This is a genomic window from Pseudomonas retamae (assembly GCF_043496865.1).
In the GTDB taxonomy this organism is placed as follows: domain Bacteria; phylum Pseudomonadota; class Gammaproteobacteria; order Pseudomonadales; family Pseudomonadaceae; genus Aquipseudomonas; species Aquipseudomonas retamae.
On record NZ_JBIEIL010000001.1, the window covers coordinates 604,226 to 620,086 of the forward strand.

Below are 15,861 nucleotides of genomic sequence, written 5' to 3' on the forward strand. Positions count from 1 at the left end.
GTCAGAAGACCAGTTCGGGCGATTACCCTTGCGGTACATAGTTATCGCACCACAGGCGCACTTGTAACGATGTGTCAGGCCGACTCGCGCATTTTGACTATGCTTGTGGGGCACGGCTTATGTGGAGGGATTTATGGAAGATCCAGTCGACAACAAACCACCGAGTTTCTGGCAGATGCTGCACAGCGTGATGGCGGCAGCCTTCGGGGTGCAGAGCGGCAAGAACCGGACAAGGGACTTCACCCACGGCAAGCCCAGCCATTTCGTGCTGCTGGGGGTTGTGTTCACCGCAGTATTTGCCTTGACCCTGTTTGCCATCGTCAAACTGGTGCTGCACTTTGCCGGCGTCTGAAGCGCTCAGTGCATCAGGGTCTGCAGGGTGAACGGGTAGCGATACGACTCCGGTCGCCCCTTGGCTGAAAGCGTGCGGAAATTCAGCCGCGAGTGAGGCGAAGCGCCCATGGCGAGCAGTTGTCGTGCCTGTTTTTTGTCGATCAATTGCAGTAGCGGAATCTGTCGATCACGCCCCCCATAGCGGTTGAGTTCAACGCCCTGATGATAATCATGCACCTCGACCAGCGCCCAGCCGCCCAATGTAAAGTGCCCGCCGATCAACGCGCTCAAGCGTCCGTCGAGCAATGCCTGCAATGCCGCCGGTGAAGTGTTGACCGCGCTGAACAACGCATCCTTGCCAGGCACCTTGCCGGTTTCTGCGTAGGCGCGCATCGCCCCGAAAGCCATTTCATCGTTGGCCGACCACACCAGCGAGACCTCGGGATAACGGGCAAACAGCTGTTTGGCCTGTTCATAGGCGCGCTCTTGAGTCCAGCCGCTATAGACCAGTTGGCGCAAGCGAATCTGCGGATGTTCGGCCAGCGCGCGCTGCATGCCTTGCTCGCGCAGTTGCGCCGACGGGGTGACTTTCAGCCCGGAGAACGCCAACACTTCGATGGGCCCGGCCGCGTTCCTTGGCGCATGCAGGCGGATCAACTCCTTCATCATCAGGTAGCCGCCCTCGTCGTCGTTCGGCACCAGGCTGCCGATATGGTCCGGGCGCTCGCCCACCAGTGCCTGCTGATCCGGGGTCAGCGCAGCGTTGACCATGAACAGCTTTACGCCGCTATCCTGGGCCAGACGAAGGATTGGCGGGGCAACATACTGTTCATTGACGAACATCAGGTAATCCGGGCGATTCGCTCCCTGCAGGGCGACGCGCGCCTGCGCCACAGCCAATTCCGGTTGACGTTGTGAATAGAGAATTTGCAGATCGATACCCAGGTCCCGCGCGGCCGCCTGCATGAACTGTGAATAGCTGACCCAGAAGGATTCATGGGTCGAACCTGGATTCAGGAACAGCACTGACTCCGCCCGTGCGCCGCAGGGCAACACAGCGGCAAACAACAGAAGAGTGATATGAAAAAACCTGCGCATGAAGCATCCGGGCCCCGGAAAAATGGCCGCGCATTATAGCCGTCGTCCTCTGGCTATCGACGCCTGATCCGTTGTTTTGTCGGACAATTGTCGGAACCAGGCCCGGATACGTCGTTTACTGATGGCTGACCCAGAATACAGCGGTCCCTACCACGAGAATGATCAGGAACAGGATGGCCCACGCATCGACACTGCTGTCGCTCTTTCTTGCCTTGGTCGGATTGCTCATTGCATCGCCTCTTGTCGGTTTTATCGGTGATTGCAGGAAGACTCGACCACAGTTAAGACGAAGATTGTCCGCACGACAAATGTGGATTAGTTGGCAGCGATTCTCGTTAGGCGATTTGGTTCTTTACATATACTCAAACATCACTTTTGCGCATAACTGCAAACAGGTATATTGCCCCGGCTCCGTCAGGGAGTGCGCGGCCGTGCGCGCAGAATTGCAGAGGCACAATCGGACTCCAGCAAGCGAAAACGCAGCGTTTTCCGAGTAGCCCAAAGCCTGAGAACAGGACTTATATGTACGTATACGACGAGTACGATCAGCGGATCATCGAGGACCGCGTCAAGCAGTTCCGTGATCAGACCCGACGCTATCTGGCAGGTGAGCTGAGCGAAGAAGAATTCCGCCCCCTGCGCCTGCAAAATGGCCTGTACATCCAGCGTTTCGCGCCGATGTTGCGCGTTGCCGTGCCGTACGGCCAACTGACCTCGCGTCAGGTGCGCATGATGGCCAAAATTGCCCGCGACTACGACAAGGGCTATGCCCACATCAGTACGCGGCAGAACGTGCAGTTCAACTGGCCGGCGGTCGAAGACATCCCGGACATACTGGCTGAACTGGCCACCGTGCAGATGCACGCCATCCAGACCAGCGGCAACTGCCTGCGCAACGTCACCACCGACCAGTTCGCCGGTGTCGCCGCTGATGAAGTAATCGATCCGCGTCCATGGTGCGAAATCATTCGCCAGTGGACTACGTTCCACCCTGAATTCGCGTATCTGCCGCGCAAATTCAAGATTGCCGTCAATGGTTCAACCACTGACCGTGCTGCCATTGAAGTCCACGACATCGGCCTTGAGCCGGTGTACAACGCCGCAGGCGAACTGGGCTTCCGCGTGCTGGTCGGCGGTGGCCTCGGTCGTACGCCGGTCGTTGGCGCCTTCATCAATGAGTTCCTGCCGTGGCAGGACCTGTTGAGCTATCTCGACGCCATCCTGCGGGTCTACAACCGCTACGGCCGTCGCGACAACAAGTACAAGGCGCGGATCAAGATCCTCGTCAAGGCGCTCACGCCTGAAGTGTTCGCGCAGAAAGTCGATGCGGAAATGGAGCACCTGCGCGGTGGCCAGACCACATTGACCGAAGCTGAACTGCAGCGCGTCGCCAAACACTTCGTCGACCCCGAGTACAAGGCGCTGGACAACCAGAACGCGCAGTTGGCCGATCTGGATAAAGAGCATCCGGGTTTCGCCCGCTGGCGCAGCCGCAACACCCTGACCCACAAGAAGCCGGGTTACGTGGCGGTGACCCTGTCGCTGAAGCCGACCGGCGTGGCGCCAGGCGACATCACCGACAAGCAGCTCGATGCCGTCGCCGACCTGGCCGAGCGCTACAGCTTCGGTCAGCTACGCACCTCCCACGAGCAGAACATCATTCTCGCCGACGTCGAGCAGAGCCAGTTGTTCACCCTGTGGGGTGAATTGCGCGAGCAAGGTTTCGCTACGCCGAACATCGGTTTGCTGACCGATATCATCTGCTGCCCTGGCGGTGATTTCTGCTCGCTGGCCAACGCCAAGTCGATCCCGATCGCCGAATCGATCCAGCGCCGTTTCGACGACCTCGACTACCTGTTCGATATTGGTGAGCTGGACCTGAACATCTCCGGTTGCATGAACGCCTGTGGTCACCACCACGTCGGCCACATCGGCATCCTCGGTGTGGACAAGAAAGGCGAAGAGTTCTATCAGGTCTCCCTCGGCGGCAGCGCCAGCCGCGACGCGAGCCTGGGCAAGATCCTCGGCCCGTCCTTCGCTCAGGACGCCATGCCTGATGTGATTTCGAAGCTGATCGACGTGTACGTTGAACAACGCACCGAAGACGAGCGTTTCATCGACACCTACCAGCGTATTGGCATCGACCTCTTCAAGGAACGCGTCTATGCAGCGAATCATTAAGAACAACGAAGTCGTCGACGAAACCTGGCACCTGCTGCCCAAGGATTTCAACATCGACGAGATCAGCAACTGCGACGACCTCATCGTTCCCCTGCAACTGTGGCGCGAGCACAGCCGCATGCTCAAGGCCCGCGACGGCGGTCTGGGTGTCTGGCTGGATGCAGACGAAGAAGCAGAAGAGATCGGTGAAGTGGTCAATGAGTTTCAGGTGATCGCCCTGAACTTCCCGGCGTTCACTGACGGCCGCAGCTATTCCAATGCGCGCCTGTTGCGTGATCGCTATGGTTTCAAAGGCGAACTGCGGGCGATCGGCGACGTGCTGCGCGATCAACTGTTCTACATGCATCGCTGCGGTTTCGACGCCTTTGCCATTCGCGCCGACAAAGACCCGTACGAAGCGCTGGAAGGTCTCAAGGATTTCTCGGTGACCTATCAGGCCGCGACTGACGAACCGCTGCCGCTGTTCCGTCGCCGTTAAGCCACAGGGCTTTTGCTGCGAACACAAAAACGCCGGTCATGTGACCGGCGTTTTTTTTGCCTGTTGAATTACCAGAAGCGTTGCTGGGTCAGGCGGCTCCACCAGCTCAACAGCACGCGATCGACTGAGCCGCTGGCGGCCATGCCGATACGTTCCTGCAGGCTTTTACGCTCGGCGTAGTGCAGGTGGTAAACCTCGGCCTTTTTCGCCCGGTCTGCCAGGTATTCGTCGCTGGTCTTCAGTTCGTCGACCAGTTGCTTGTCCAGCGCCGCGATGCCGAGCCAGACTTCACCGGTTGCCACATCATCGATCGCCAGTTGCGGGCGATAACGCGCGACGAAGTTCTTGAACAATTGATGGGTGATGTCCAGGTCTTCCTGAAACTTTTCCCGGCCCTTTTCGGTGTTTTCGCCAAACACGGTCAGGGTGCGCTTGTATTCACCGGCAGTCAGCACTTCGAAGTCGATATCGTGCTTCTTCAGCAGGCGGTTGACGTTGGGCAACTGCGCAACCACACCGATGGAGCCTAGAATCGCGAACGGCGCACTGATGATCTTCTCGCCGATGCAGGCCATCATGTAGCCGCCGCTCGCCGCAACCTTGTCGATGCACACGGTCAACGGCACGCCGGCCTCACGGATGCGCGCCAGTTGCGAGGAGGCCAGACCGTAGCTGTGCACCATGCCGCCGCCACTTTCCAGGCGCAGGACCACTTCGTCCCTGGGCGTGGCAAGGGTCAGCAAGGCGGTGATCTCGTGGCGCAGGCTTTCGGTGGCCGAGGCCTTGATGTCGCCATCAAAATCCAGCACGAACACCCGCGATTTTTTCTCGGGCTTGTTCTTTTGTTTCTTCTCGCCTTTCTCGGATTTCGCCTCGCTCTTGCGCAGCGCCTTGAGTTGATCCTTGTCGAGGAGCGTCTGTTCCAGACGCTCACGCAGACCTTTGTAGAAATCGTTGAGCTTGCTGACCTGCAGTTGCCCCGCCGACTTGCGCCGGCCCTTGCTGCGCAATGCAGCAAAACTGGCCAGCACCACCAGAATGGCGATCACCAGCGTGACAGTCTTGGCCAGGAAGCTGGCGTATTCGGTGAAAAACTCCACAGAGACTCCTTAGAACAATGCGTGGTTATACGGCACACGCGGGATGGCCCCAGCATACCCATGCGCCGCCGTGTCGACCAGCCGTGAAACCTTCGGCAACACCCCTGTAACGGGCATTTCAAACAAGCGTATGTTTTTTCATTGACAGCTACCCGCCATCCTCATAACCTCGCCGAACCTTCAACGTACCGGGAAGACACGGACGTGGGCAGCATCTACCTGATTCGACATGGCCAAGCCTCCTTCGGTGCAGACGACTACGACGTGCTGTCGCCGACCGGTGTACGCCAGGCAGAAATCCTCGGTCAGCACCTCGCGGAACTGGGGATTCGCTTCGACCGCTGCCTCGCCGGTGACCTGCGCCGCCAGCAACACACGGCGTCCAGTGCTCTGGAGCAGTTCAGCGCCAAAGGCTTGCCGGTGCCGATTCTCGAAACCGATTCCGCGTTCAATGAATTCGATGCTGACGCGGTGATTCGTGCCCTGCTCCCGGCGATGCTGCCGGAAGAACCGGAAGCGCTCGATATCCTGCGTAACGCTGCGCAGAACCGAGGCGAATTCCAGCGCATCTTCGCCCGGATCATCGAACGCTGGCTGGCCGGCACGTACGACACGCCTGGCCTGGAGAGCTGGCTGGGTTTCGTTGAACGCGTCCGCGCCGGGCTGCACCGAATCCTCGACCTGGCGGAAAAACACCAGACCGTCGCCGTGTTCACTTCCGGCGGCACCATCACCGCCCTGCTCCACCTCATTACGCAAATGCCTGCGAAACAGGCCTTTGAATTGAACTGGCAAATCGTCAACACCTCGCTCAACCAGCTGAAATTCCGCGGTCGCGAGGTGGCCCTGGCTTCCTTCAACAGTCATGCGCACCTGCAACTGCTGAAGGCACCGGAACTCATCACCTTCCGCTGAGTACCGGACAACTGTGACCTTGCTGTAACACCAGCACCATTACCCAACAAAGGATCGAACCATGACCTCCGTAGCTGATGCCGTAAAAGCAATGCAAGCCAAGTTCAACCCAGCCGCCGCTGCCGGTCTGGATCTGGTCTTCGGTTTCAACATCACCGACGAAGACAAGCAGTACGCACTAATCGTCAAGGACGGTACTTGCGACATCCAGGAAGGCGAAAACCCGGATGCCAACTGCACGCTGGTACTCGACAGCCAGACCCTGAAAGACATCGTCAGCGGCGAAACCGACGGCATGCAAGCCTTTATGGGCGGCAAGCTGCGCGTTGAAGGCGACATGATGCTGTCGATGAAACTTTCCGAGCTGTTCCCTTCGTAAGAAGCGGCTTGGTTATCTGCAAATCCCGTCCTTGTGGCGGGATTTGTCGTTTCAGCGCCAAGCTTTAGTCTGACAGTTGAGCGTCTGCTCAGCTTGCCGCCAAATCCTTCAATAACCGCGTATCCAGACCAAACCGTTCCTGCGAAATCATCTTGAATTGCCCCTCTGCCAATTCGCAACTCACCAGCAAGTTCCAGGAATGGCGGGTTGCCACCGAGGGCACCAGTACGAAGGGGTGCTCGGCCAACAAGGCGTCGGCGAATCGGCGCTGATTGGGCGAGGTTTTCATCGGGTGCAGCCAATGCGGATTGGGCACTTCTTCCGGTTGCACGATTCTGACGCTGGCTTCGTGGATGACCTCAAAACAGGTCAATACATGAGGCTCCCCGTCCAGTGCATCGAACCCGCCATGGGCGGCCACTTCGAGGATGGCCGTGGATGGGTCGACTGACGCATAAACCACGCGTCGCCCGGGTGTATTCCAGCGGCCGCCACGGCGATTCGAACCCAGACCGCGATCCCACGTATCGCTGTACATCTCGAGATCCAGTCGCCAGGCGTACCAGCGTTCATCCCAGGGCAAGGGATTCATTGATAAACCCCGTATTTGATCTGGTTCAGATACTCCTCGACCATACTGAAGCCCAATGCGTGACCGACCAGATCGAGCGGTACATGGCCATAGAAATAGGTAGCCGATTGTTGCAGCCACGACTCGGCCTTCGCCTGGCGTGCGAACACTTCGGTGGCCAGTTCCAGCGCTGCGGCATATTGGTACGCGATGATGCTCTGCGGCGTGTCGAGGCGCACCGGTTTGTTCTCTTTGATCAGGCGCCGCACGGTTCTGACGGACCTGCCGGTGATGCGTTTGACCAGATCGCCACGCTGATAGAGCTCGCTGGTGGCGAGCATGTTGATGACGTCGTGCAGTTCAAATCCTTCGGTCGTGCAACGGAGAATCAGCATCGGGTCGTCGCCGGTGTCCTGCCCTCGCAGCAACAATTCGACGGGCTTGCCCTCGAGCTTCTTCAAACCCGTAAGCCGGGGCGCTTTGGCGGCAGGCATGGCGACGTCCTCCGAGGGGCATCTGGCCCGATCGTCGCGCCAGTAATGGCGAGGGGAGTAAGCAGGCGTATGGTTTTCAATCAATGGGATTCGCATGATTCCGTCCTTTGTCTGGGTGCAGAGCGATAAGCGCGCTCAATGACTTCAATGTCAGGACTGATGCTATAGGTCAGGCATCCGACAACCAACCTGAAAAACTCGTCAGAAATATCCCCTGATCTGCTGAAAACTGGCCCGTTTCCGTAGGACCTGAACGAAACGCCGGGCTGCGCAACAATAAACCCCTGCTGACAGAACCTTGACCCCGATCACTGTCACATCGCTAAGCACTGATTAATCTTCCGGCTCCATCGAACGCCAGGGAAGGCTCACCGGGAGCCTGCGGCCCGATGTCGCTCAAGGAAGAAATCACCATGCGGTCACTCAAGATCATTCTGTTGTCGTCTGCGTTCAACGGCCTGACCCAGCGCGCCTGGCTGGAGCTGCGCCAGGCCGGACATCTGCCCAGCGTGGTGCTGTTTACCGATGAAGCGTCGGTGTGTCAGCAGATTGAGCACAGCGGCGCGGACCTGGTGATCTGCCCGTTTCTCAAGGACCGTGTGCCACACACGCTGTGGAGTAATGCCAAGCGCCCGGTGGTGATCATCCATCCGGGCATTGTTGGCGACCGCGGCGCCAGCGCACTGGACTGGGCGATCACCCAGCAATTGCCGAGCTGGGGCGTGACTGCGCTGCAAGCGGTCGAGGAAATGGACGCCGGGCCGGTGTGGGCCGCTTGTGAATTCAACCTGCCCGCGGGCCTGCGTAAATCTGAGTTGTACAACGGTCGGGTCAGTGATGCAGCGATTCGCTGCATACGCGAGGTGCTGGAAAAATTCGTCGAAGGCTTCGTACCGGTAGTGCTGGATTACACCGATGCCAACGTGCGCGGGCGTTTGCAGCCGAACATGAAGCAGCTCGACCGTAGTTTCAGCTGGCACGATTGCGCGCGTTTCATCAAACGCTGCATCGATGCCGCCGACGGCCAGCCCGGTGTGCTCGCGAGCCTGGCCGGCGGTCAGTACTACGTTTACGACGCACACCTCGACTCGCGCAGCGGCCTGCCCGGGGAAATTCTCGCGGTGCACGACGACGCCGTGCTGGTGGCCGCTGGCGATCAAAGCCTGTGGATTGGCGCACTGCGGCGCAAACCGCAACCGGGCGAGGAAACCTTCAAGCGCCCGGCGCGGCATGTGCTGGCCGGGCAACTGGTGGATGTGCCGGTGCTGGACTGGTCGGTTGCGACGCAGCCGTTCTGCGATGAGGCCTATCAGCCGCTGCGCTATCGCGAGTGCGGTAATGTCGGCGAGCTGACGTTCGAGTTCTACAACGGTGCGATGAGCAGCGAGCAATGCCAACGCATGGTTGCCGCGCTGCGCTGGGCCAAGTCGCGCGATACTCAGGTGTTGCTGATCAAGGGTGGGCGTGGCAGTTTCTCCAATGGTGTGCACTTGAATGTGATCCAGGCCGCGCAGGAGCCGGGTGCCGAAGCCTGGGCGAATATTCAGGCGATCGACGACGTCTGCGAAGAACTGCTGACAGCCCGGCAACTGGTAGTCAGTGGTGTGACCGGCAATGCCGGCGCCGGGGGTGTGATGCTCGCGCTTACAGCGGACATCGTTTTGGCCCGCGCCGATATCGTCTTCAATCCGCACTATAAAAGCATGGGGTTGTACGGTTCCGAATACTGGACCTACAGCCTGTCCCGCGCCGTCGGCCCGGCGGTGGCCGAGCAACTGACCCAGGCCTGCCTGCCGCTGAGCGCAATGCAGGCGTGGCAACTGGGCATGGTGCAGGAAGTCGGCCCGCGCTGCCCCGACGAATTTTCCCTGTGGGTGCTGCAACGAGCCAATGCGGCGCTGAGCGATCCGGCTTACGCGCCAGTGCGCGAACGCAAGGCGCGGGTTGATCACGAATTGATCCGCGAATGCCGGGAAAACGAGCTGCGGGAGATGCAGGAAGACATGCTGCACAACCGCAACCGGTTTGCCGAGAAGTGTCGCAACTTCGTCTACAAGCGCAAGGTTTGCGGCACGCCGGCGCGGTTGGTCGAGGATTGGGCGCGGGTGCGTTCGGTTGAGCTGGCGGGGTGACTTCTGGTTGACCGCACGGGCCTCTTCGCGAGCAGCGTCGCTCCCACAGGGTTCGATAGTGAGCCCCGAATTCAGGGTCGCCAGGGATCTCGGTGGGAGCGAGCCTGCTCGCGATGAACGATGACGCGGTATCAAGTGGACACTTACAATGCGCCATCTGAAACCACCGGCCGCCCCATGGACATCGATCTCGCTCGTACCTTTCTGGAAATTGTCCGCCATGGCAGCCTCGCCGCAGCGGCGCAGAAGCTGTTCGTCACACAGACGGCGATCACCGCGCGGGTACAGAAGCTGGAAAGCCAGCTCGGCAGTACGCTGTTCGTGCGTAACCGCGCCGGGGCGAAGCTGACGCCCAACGGCGAGGCCTTCGTGATCTACGCCAACCAGCTGGTGCAGACCTGGGAAGCCGCACGCCGCGACCTGCCGCTGCCCGAGGGTTATCACAACGTGCTGCACATCGGCGGCGAAGTCAGCCTGTGCAACCCATTGATGCTCAGTTGGGCGGCGGAACTGCGCGAGAAGATCCCCGGTCACGCCCTGCGCATGGAAATCCGCGACGGCGAGAACCTGCTGCGCCAGCTCGAACTCGGCGTGCTCGACGCAGCTCTGGTCTATCAACCGGAATACTGGCCGGGCTTGCAGGTCGAGCAAGTGCTGGAAGAAAAACTGATTCTGGTGCGCGCGCCCGATCGCCCGGATCCCTACGTGTACATCGACTGGGGCCCGGACTTCCGCCGCCAGCACGACGCGGCGCTGCCTGAAAAAGCCAAGGCGCCGTTGAGTTTCAATCTCGGCCCGCTGGCCCTGCAATACATTCTCGAACACGGCGGCAGTGGCTACTTCCGCACTCGCGTGGTGCGCACCTATCTGGAGACTGGCGCGCTCGAGGCGGTGACCAAGGCCCCGGAATTCGGCTACCCGACCTACCTCGTCTATTCACGCGACCGGGATTCGGCAACCCTGCAGCAGGCCTTCGATCTGCTGCGCGAAGTGATCCGCACCGACGACGACTGGTCGCAGCGCTGGAACCCGTTGAGCTGACTCTGACGCTTTACACCCGATGATGGCGCAACTGCCATCAAGGTCGGGCCTGCACGAATGGCCGGATCGGCTACGCTGCCGGGTATAACAACAACACCCGCAGGTGAGGCAGTGAGGCAGACCACCGAGATGTTCCGCGAGCGCTATCGCGCGGCCGTCCATCCACGCTACAACCCGTGGCTGCACGGCGGGTTTGTATTGGCGTTTGGTGTGCTGACGATCGCTGGGTTCTGGAGCGGCGTGCAGCAGGTCAGTCTGCTGGAATGGCTGACGGTGCCGCTGACCCTGCTGCTGTTCAACTTCGGCGTGTACATGGTCCATCGCCATCTCGGCCATCATAAAAAGGCTTGGGCGAAAATGTTCTACGCCCGCCATGCCGGCGATCACCACAGCTTTTTCACCCCTGGCCACATGAGCTACGACAGCGCGCGCGACTGGCGGGTGATTCTGTTTCCGGCGTGGCTGATCGTAATTCATACGCTGCTCGTCACCTTGCCGCTGTGGTGGCTGCTGGCGCAGGCCAACGCCAACGTCGCCGGGTTGTTCGGCGGCTGCATGGTGCTGGGCTATCTGACTTACGAAGTCTTTCACGCCTGCGAACATCTACCGCCAGATCATCCACTGGCGCGCCTGCCGTGGATTAGTCAGATGCGCCGCCTGCATGAATTGCATCACCGCCGCGAACACATGCAAGCAAGCAATTTCAACATCGTTGTACCGCTGATGGATTACCTGTTCGGGACGCTTTATCGCGAGCCTGAAGCCACCCTTTCGAGCCATTCGAGACTGCCCATGACCCGCATGCAGCACCAGATCGATATCGCTGGCGACCCGGTTGCCGTCCTCGCCTATGCCGCCAGCGTCAGTCGCTGGCCGGAGTGGCATCCTTCGTCGCTGAAAATCGACGGCGCACAAGGGCCGCTGCATGCCGGCTCGCGTTTCGAGGAAGACATCAACGCCGGCGGGCGCAGCGGCCATTTGCGCTGGGAAGTCAGCGAATATCTGCCGGGCCGCCGCTGGTGTGCGTGGGCACAGGGTGATCAGGGCTTGTCGTTGCACCTCACCTACGAATGCAGCGCCGAGGCTGGCGCGACGCGATTCGTGCGCACGCTGGACTATCGTTTCGACGGTTTCGCCCTGCGCATCGCCAATCGCCTGCTGCTCAAGCGGCGTATCGAACGTGAGTCCGCCGCGTCGCTGCTGGCGTTGCGCGACATGGCCACGCAGTACCTGGCCTCAGCGAGGGCGCGCGCGTGAAGCTACGACATGGATTGTTATTGCTGATTGTCATCGTTATTGGATTTGTGTTGCTGATGCCGACCCGCGTCGAACCCCAGGCCTGGACCCCGCCGCCAGCACCCTCGCTCAAAGAGGGCATTTACATCGAAAACCAGAAACTCAAAGCCGCGGTAAAGATCGGGCCGAGCGATATCGACGGGCCGGAAGCGTTGCTGCTGGAGAACGATTACCTCATCACCGGCCTGCACGACGGCCGACTGATCCGCACCAGCCTCGACGGCCAGGAACGCAAAGTGCTGGCTGACACCGGCGGACGTCCGCTGGGCCTGGCGCGGCATCCCAACGGTTTGCTGGTGATCGCTGATGCGCTCAAGGGGTTACTGTCCCTCGACGCGCAAGGCCGGTTGATTCCTTTGAGCACTGAGGCCAACGGTCTGGGTTTCGGTTTTACCGACGACGTGGCGATCGACAAATCCGGGCATTACGCCTACTTCAGCGACGCTTCCAGCCGTTGGGGCTATGGCCACGACGGCGAGGCGATCATCGAGCACGGCGCTGACGGGCGTTTGCTGCGCTATGACTTTCAGACCGGCAAGACCAGCGTACTGCTGGACAAATTGCAGTTCGCCAACGGCGTGACACTTGGCCCGGACGACGCCTACGTGCTGGTCAACGAAACCGGCGCCTACCGCATCAGCCGTTACTGGCTGAGCGGACCGCAAGCCGGCACCCATGACGTGTTCATCGACAACTTGCCGGGACTGCCGGACAACCTCGCGTTCAATGGCAGCAATCGTTTCTGGGTGGCTTTGTATGCGCCGCGCAATGCTTTGCTCGATGGCACTGCCGAGCACCCGTTCGTGCGCAAGATGATCGTGCGGGCGCTGACCGTGCTGCCCAAACCGGTGGAAAAACGCGGCTTTGTGCTGGGGCTGGATCTGCAGGGCAAGGTGATCGCCAATCTGCAGGATGCGAGCAGCGGTAATTATTCGCCGATTACCACGGTGCGCGAGTATGGGGAGTGGTTGTATTTCGGCTCGTTGAAGGCCCGGCATATGGCGCGGATACCGTTGGAGGCGGCTCTGAAGTGAGCCGCTTGGACTTTCGTCGAATGGGCGGCCGCCATCACTAGGAGGCTAGCTCCCACAGGGAATTGTGTTGATCACACATCCTGCAACGGCACAAAACCCTGTGGGAGCCAGCCTGCTGGCGATAGCGATGTGTCAGTTGCTGGATCTGTCGAATTTTTCGGGATCTTCATCCTCGGGCAATTCTTCCACGGGTTTCTCGGGATGCGCGGTGGTGTGCGCCGGGCTGTTCGGGACGGGTTGGAATCGGGTCGAATCCACCCTGCTCCTCACTGGGGAATCTGGGGTCGTTCATAAGGCACCTCGCCAAGAGTCGGGTTTGGAAGACTCTGAATATTCGAGGTGCCATTGCCGAGGGTCGTTCCGGTCAGTCAGTGACCGCCGGTCGGCGGCTTATTGGCCCGTCAGCGGTTGCCCGGCCAGTTGGGAGACGATCTGTTCCTTGACGATCACACGCTTCTCTTTGAGTTTTTTCAGCTCGTCGTCAGTGGGGGCGTCGGACTGGGCTTTCTCCGCCTCGACGACCGCTTTATCGACATCGAAATACTTGTTGAGCAGCGAATCCAGCTTCGGATCCTCGGAGCGTTTTTGCTCGATCTCTTCCTTCTTGCAACCCAGGTCCTGATACAGATCGTGTGAAACCGGCATGAAACACCTCCATCAATTGATCGACAATCAACGCGACCGATGCGCTGACTCGTTATCAGCATGGCCTCACCCGCAGGCGTCTGTCGACACCCTGTCAGACCAGCGGTTGCCGTTCGTCGCCCTGTCGTAAATGCGATAAAACCTTTGCCGTTTGCGTTCGCTCCATTGGATAACGCTCACAAAAACCTGCGTGGAGATACCTAATGGACGGATTCAACCTGCGTCATCTCGCTCTGGCTGTTGCACTGTCTGCCGGCATGGGCAGCGCCTTTGCCGCGACTGACAATGACTTTGTCGATAACGCCGCCGCCGGTGGCATCGCCGAAATCGAAACCAGTCGCCTGGCCCTGGAAAAAAGTCAGTCCGCCGACATCAAAGCCTTCGCCAATCAAATGATCACTGATCACAGCAAGGCCAACGATGAGCTGGCGGCGATTGCCAAAGCCAACGACATCGAAGTGCCGGACACCACCACCCTGACCAAACAGGCCAAGGCGAAGATTCTCGACATGCGCGATGAGTCCTTCGACGCGGCCTATGCCAACAACCAGGTCATGGCGCACCAGGAAACCATCGAGCTGTTCAAGAAACAGGCGAACACCGTGACCGATGACAAGACCAAAGGCGCTACGGAACTCAAAGCGTTTGCACAGAAAATGCTCCCGGCGCTGGAAAAACACCTGGCCCACGCCAAAGAGCTGCAAGCCAAGCACCCGAGCAAATAAACGCACGGGCGATAAAAAGCCGCATCCATGGATGCGGCTTTTTTGTGTTTGCGCAGCAATCAACCACCGTCCGTGTCGATGTCAGCATCGGTGCTCTCGCCGGGTGCAGGTCGGTCCGGATCGGGCTTGAAGCCGGGGCTGAAGTCGTTGCTGTTATCGTCGTGATGCTGCTTTTGATCGACCTCGGCAGCAGCGCTGTCCGCCTGCCCTTCTTCAGCCGGTGCGGGCGTGGTTTGCCCCGGTGTTTGCGGGTCGATCGCGGGGTCGTTGCGGTTGATCGAATCAGGCGATTGATGTTGCGGTTGCGACGCTTGATCGTTCATGGGCACCTCATTCATAGTCCAGCATTGTTGTTCCAGCACGACTGGAAAAACGTCGGGCCTGCAGATTCGAAGCCTGACGCCGTAGATTCGTTCAAAACATCGTTGCCTGCTGCCACGCCGACTAGAGTTACCGGGGCGTTCGACGCGGCAGGCAGAAAAATTCACCGCTGGATGAACAACTATTTCAAGCGGCAAATGTCAGTCAATTCGCGCCGGCCATTTCGCCACGCCGGCCCCCTTACGCAACGGAGCGACACGCACATGGCAGCACTGCAGAACAGCACAGTCGAAGCAATCAAGAACAACCAGACTCAACTGTTGAACGAATGGACCAAACGCCTCGAAGCCAGCGGCGCCACGCGCAATCTCAAAGAGCATGACATCACTCAGCAAACCCGCGACTTGCTGAGCCTGCTGCTGGCCGGCCTGGAAAATGGCAACGGCAGCAAAGTCGCCGCCACCGGCTGGGAAGACACCCGGCAGTTCCTTGAAAAACTCTCGCAGAGCCGCGCCCTGCTCGGCCAGGATTCCCAGCAGACCGCCAACTTCATCTTTGCCCTGAAGGGTCCGTTGTTCGCTTTGCTGCAAAACCATTATCAGGATCAGCCGGCACTGCTGGCCGAGCAATTGCTGGAAATATCCGAATTGATGGACACGGTCGGCATGCACACCATCGGCACCTTCCAGAAATCCCGCGAGGCGGTGATCAAGCGTCAGCAGGAAGAGCTGCTCGAACTGTCGACCCCGGTGGTCAAGTTGTGGGACGGCGTGCTCGCCCTGCCAATGATCGGCACCCTCGACTCGCAGCGCACGCAAGTGGTGATGGAATCGCTGCTACAACGCATCGTCGACACCGGTTCGGAAATCGCCATCATCGACATCACCGGCGTGCCGACTGTCGACACCCTGGTCGCCCAGCACTTGCTGAAAACCGTCACCGCGATCCGTCTGATGGGTGCCGATTGCATCATCAGTGGCGTGCGTCCACAGATCGCGCAAACCATCGTGCACCTGGGCCTGGACCTGCAAGGCGTGGTCACCAAAGCCAATCTGGCCGATGCATTGAAGCTGGCCCTGACACGGCTGGGCATCACCCTCGGCAAAGCGGTCTGAGCC

General features: G+C 59.6%; 17 protein-coding genes. 11 read left to right on the top strand and 6 right to left on the bottom strand.

All coding sequences use genetic code 11. The features are described from left to right. Positions 1-133: 133 nt before the first annotated feature. Positions 134-352 carry a DUF2970 domain-containing protein gene (locus ACGSLL_RS02465; RefSeq protein WP_394502805.1) on the top strand — a complete coding sequence of 73 codons (219 nt, stop codon included), beginning with the start codon at positions 134-136 and terminating at the stop codon, positions 350-352. Positions 353-357: 5 nt separating this feature from the next. Here the strand turns inward: ACGSLL_RS02465 and ACGSLL_RS02470 are convergent, their stop codons facing one another. After that, a complete protein-coding gene (locus ACGSLL_RS02470; RefSeq protein WP_394502807.1) occupies positions 358-1,431 on the bottom strand; it encodes an ABC transporter substrate-binding protein in 1,074 nt (357 codons plus the stop codon). Between the two features lie 522 nt (positions 1,432-1,953). Between ACGSLL_RS02470 and ACGSLL_RS02475 the strand changes: the two genes are divergently transcribed. Both ACGSLL_RS02475 and ACGSLL_RS02480 read left to right on the top strand, forming a co-directional pair. Beyond that, positions 1,954-3,612 carry a nitrite/sulfite reductase gene (locus ACGSLL_RS02475; RefSeq protein ID WP_394502809.1) on the top strand — a complete coding sequence of 553 codons (1,659 nt, stop codon included), beginning with the start codon at positions 1,954-1,956 and terminating at the stop codon, positions 3,610-3,612. Next, positions 3,596-4,090 (top strand): DUF934 domain-containing protein, encoded by a 495-nt coding sequence (locus ACGSLL_RS02480; protein ID WP_090283212.1) that lies wholly within the window; start codon positions 3,596-3,598, stop codon positions 4,088-4,090. The genes ACGSLL_RS02475 and ACGSLL_RS02480 overlap by 17 nt, the downstream gene beginning before the upstream one ends. A 68-nt stretch (positions 4,091-4,158) precedes the next feature. Here the strand turns inward: ACGSLL_RS02480 and sohB are convergent, their stop codons facing one another. Next, entirely contained in the window at positions 4,159-5,190 is a 1,032-nt protein-coding gene (sohB, locus tag ACGSLL_RS02485; protein WP_394502811.1) for a protease SohB, read from the bottom strand. 204 nt (positions 5,191-5,394) lie between these two features. On the opposite strand from sohB, the gene ACGSLL_RS02490 reads away from it, so the two are divergent. Together ACGSLL_RS02490 and ACGSLL_RS02495 are read left to right on the top strand one after the other, a co-directional pair. Further along, positions 5,395-6,105, top strand: coding sequence for a histidine phosphatase family protein (locus tag ACGSLL_RS02490; RefSeq protein ID WP_394502813.1), 711 nt, complete (start codon positions 5,395-5,397; stop codon positions 6,103-6,105). A 61-nt stretch (positions 6,106-6,166) separates the two neighbouring features. Further along, positions 6,167-6,484 carry an SCP2 sterol-binding domain-containing protein gene (locus ACGSLL_RS02495; RefSeq protein ID WP_016774477.1) on the top strand — a complete coding sequence of 106 codons (318 nt, stop codon included), beginning with the start codon at positions 6,167-6,169 and terminating at the stop codon, positions 6,482-6,484. An 88-nt stretch (positions 6,485-6,572) separates the two neighbouring features. Here the strand turns inward: ACGSLL_RS02495 and ACGSLL_RS02500 are convergent, their stop codons facing one another. Together ACGSLL_RS02500 and ACGSLL_RS02505 are read right to left on the bottom strand one after the other, a co-directional pair. Then, the gene (locus ACGSLL_RS02500; RefSeq protein ID WP_394502816.1) at positions 6,573-7,076 is read right to left on the bottom strand and encodes an RES family NAD+ phosphorylase; all 504 of its coding nucleotides are present in this window, start codon (positions 7,074-7,076) and stop codon (positions 6,573-6,575) included. Next, positions 7,073-7,549 carry an MbcA/ParS/Xre antitoxin family protein gene (locus ACGSLL_RS02505; RefSeq protein WP_208941108.1) on the bottom strand — a complete coding sequence of 159 codons (477 nt, stop codon included), beginning with the start codon at positions 7,547-7,549 and terminating at the stop codon, positions 7,073-7,075. The genes ACGSLL_RS02500 and ACGSLL_RS02505 overlap by 4 nt, the downstream gene beginning before the upstream one ends. Positions 7,550-7,962: 413 nt before the next feature. On the opposite strand from ACGSLL_RS02505, the gene ACGSLL_RS02510 reads away from it, so the two are divergent. The 4 genes from ACGSLL_RS02510 to ACGSLL_RS02525 all read left to right on the top strand — a co-directional run bounded on the left by ACGSLL_RS02510 (position 7,963) and on the right by ACGSLL_RS02525 (position 13,052). Next, the gene (locus ACGSLL_RS02510; RefSeq protein ID WP_394502819.1) at positions 7,963-9,681 is read left to right on the top strand and encodes a hydrogenase maturation protein; all 1,719 of its coding nucleotides are present in this window, start codon (positions 7,963-7,965) and stop codon (positions 9,679-9,681) included. A gap of 177 nt (positions 9,682-9,858) precedes the next feature. Beyond that, on the top strand, positions 9,859-10,722 hold the full coding sequence (locus ACGSLL_RS02515; protein ID WP_394502821.1) for a LysR family transcriptional regulator: 864 nt from the start codon (positions 9,859-9,861) through the stop codon (positions 10,720-10,722). A 111-nt stretch (positions 10,723-10,833) separates the two neighbouring features. Then, complete coding sequence (locus ACGSLL_RS02520) at positions 10,834-11,979, top strand: sterol desaturase/SRPBCC family protein (protein ID WP_394502823.1); 1,146 nt, start codon at positions 10,834-10,836, stop codon at positions 11,977-11,979. Between the two features lie 56 nt (positions 11,980-12,035). Then, positions 12,036-13,052 (top strand): SMP-30/gluconolactonase/LRE family protein, encoded by a 1,017-nt coding sequence (locus tag ACGSLL_RS02525; RefSeq protein ID WP_394503090.1) that lies wholly within the window; start codon positions 12,036-12,038, stop codon positions 13,050-13,052. Positions 13,053-13,442: 390 nt separating this feature from the next. Here the strand turns inward: ACGSLL_RS02525 and ACGSLL_RS02530 are convergent, their stop codons facing one another. Continuing rightward, a complete protein-coding gene (locus ACGSLL_RS02530) occupies positions 13,443-13,697 on the bottom strand; it encodes a hypothetical protein (protein ID WP_394502825.1) in 255 nt (84 codons plus the stop codon). 203 nt (positions 13,698-13,900) lie between these two features. Here ACGSLL_RS02530 and ACGSLL_RS02535 point away from each other — a divergent pair, with 203 nt between their 5' ends. Beyond that, the gene (locus tag ACGSLL_RS02535) at positions 13,901-14,422 is read left to right on the top strand and encodes a DUF4142 domain-containing protein (RefSeq protein ID WP_394502827.1); all 522 of its coding nucleotides are present in this window, start codon (positions 13,901-13,903) and stop codon (positions 14,420-14,422) included. A gap of 59 nt (positions 14,423-14,481) precedes the next feature. Here the strand turns inward: ACGSLL_RS02535 and ACGSLL_RS02540 are convergent, their stop codons facing one another. Next, entirely contained in the window at positions 14,482-14,745 is a 264-nt protein-coding gene (locus ACGSLL_RS02540) for a hypothetical protein (RefSeq protein ID WP_394502829.1), read from the bottom strand. Between the two features lie 261 nt (positions 14,746-15,006). Here ACGSLL_RS02540 and ACGSLL_RS02545 point away from each other — a divergent pair, with 261 nt between their 5' ends. After that, positions 15,007-15,858: an STAS domain-containing protein gene (locus ACGSLL_RS02545; RefSeq protein WP_394502831.1), complete on the top strand. Its 852-nt coding sequence runs from the start codon at positions 15,007-15,009 to the stop codon at positions 15,856-15,858. The last annotated feature ends 3 nt before the right edge of the window (positions 15,859-15,861 follow it).

What these genes read in the sequence shown, in the direction of transcription:
- ACGSLL_RS02510 (WP_394502819.1), top strand. Translation starts at nt 7,963, where the DNA reads ATGCGGTCACTCAAGATCATTCTGTTGTCGTCTGCGTTCAACGGCCTG.
- ACGSLL_RS02505 (WP_208941108.1), bottom strand. Translation starts at nt 7,549, where the DNA reads ATGCCTGCCGCCAAAGCGCCCCGGCTTACGGGTTTGAAGAAGCTCGAG.
- ACGSLL_RS02525 (WP_394503090.1), top strand. Translation starts at nt 12,036, where the DNA reads ATGCCGACCCGCGTCGAACCCCAGGCCTGGACCCCGCCGCCAGCACCC.
- ACGSLL_RS02465 (WP_394502805.1), top strand. Translation starts at nt 134, where the DNA reads ATGGAAGATCCAGTCGACAACAAACCACCGAGTTTCTGGCAGATGCTG.
- ACGSLL_RS02535 (WP_394502827.1), top strand. Translation starts at nt 13,901, where the DNA reads ATGGACGGATTCAACCTGCGTCATCTCGCTCTGGCTGTTGCACTGTCT.
- ACGSLL_RS02515 (WP_394502821.1), top strand. Translation starts at nt 9,859, where the DNA reads ATGGACATCGATCTCGCTCGTACCTTTCTGGAAATTGTCCGCCATGGC.
- ACGSLL_RS02495 (WP_016774477.1), top strand. Translation starts at nt 6,167, where the DNA reads ATGACCTCCGTAGCTGATGCCGTAAAAGCAATGCAAGCCAAGTTCAAC.
- ACGSLL_RS02470 (WP_394502807.1), bottom strand. Translation starts at nt 1,431, where the DNA reads ATGCGCAGGTTTTTTCATATCACTCTTCTGTTGTTTGCCGCTGTGTTG.
- ACGSLL_RS02480 (WP_090283212.1), top strand. Translation starts at nt 3,596, where the DNA reads ATGCAGCGAATCATTAAGAACAACGAAGTCGTCGACGAAACCTGGCAC.
- ACGSLL_RS02545 (WP_394502831.1), top strand. Translation starts at nt 15,007, where the DNA reads ATGGCAGCACTGCAGAACAGCACAGTCGAAGCAATCAAGAACAACCAG.
- ACGSLL_RS02540 (WP_394502829.1), bottom strand. Translation starts at nt 14,745, where the DNA reads ATGAACGATCAAGCGTCGCAACCGCAACATCAATCGCCTGATTCGATC.
- ACGSLL_RS02500 (WP_394502816.1), bottom strand. Translation starts at nt 7,076, where the DNA reads ATGAATCCCTTGCCCTGGGATGAACGCTGGTACGCCTGGCGACTGGAT.
- ACGSLL_RS02530 (WP_394502825.1), bottom strand. Translation starts at nt 13,697, where the DNA reads ATGCCGGTTTCACACGATCTGTATCAGGACCTGGGTTGCAAGAAGGAA.
- ACGSLL_RS02475 (WP_394502809.1), top strand. Translation starts at nt 1,954, where the DNA reads ATGTACGTATACGACGAGTACGATCAGCGGATCATCGAGGACCGCGTC.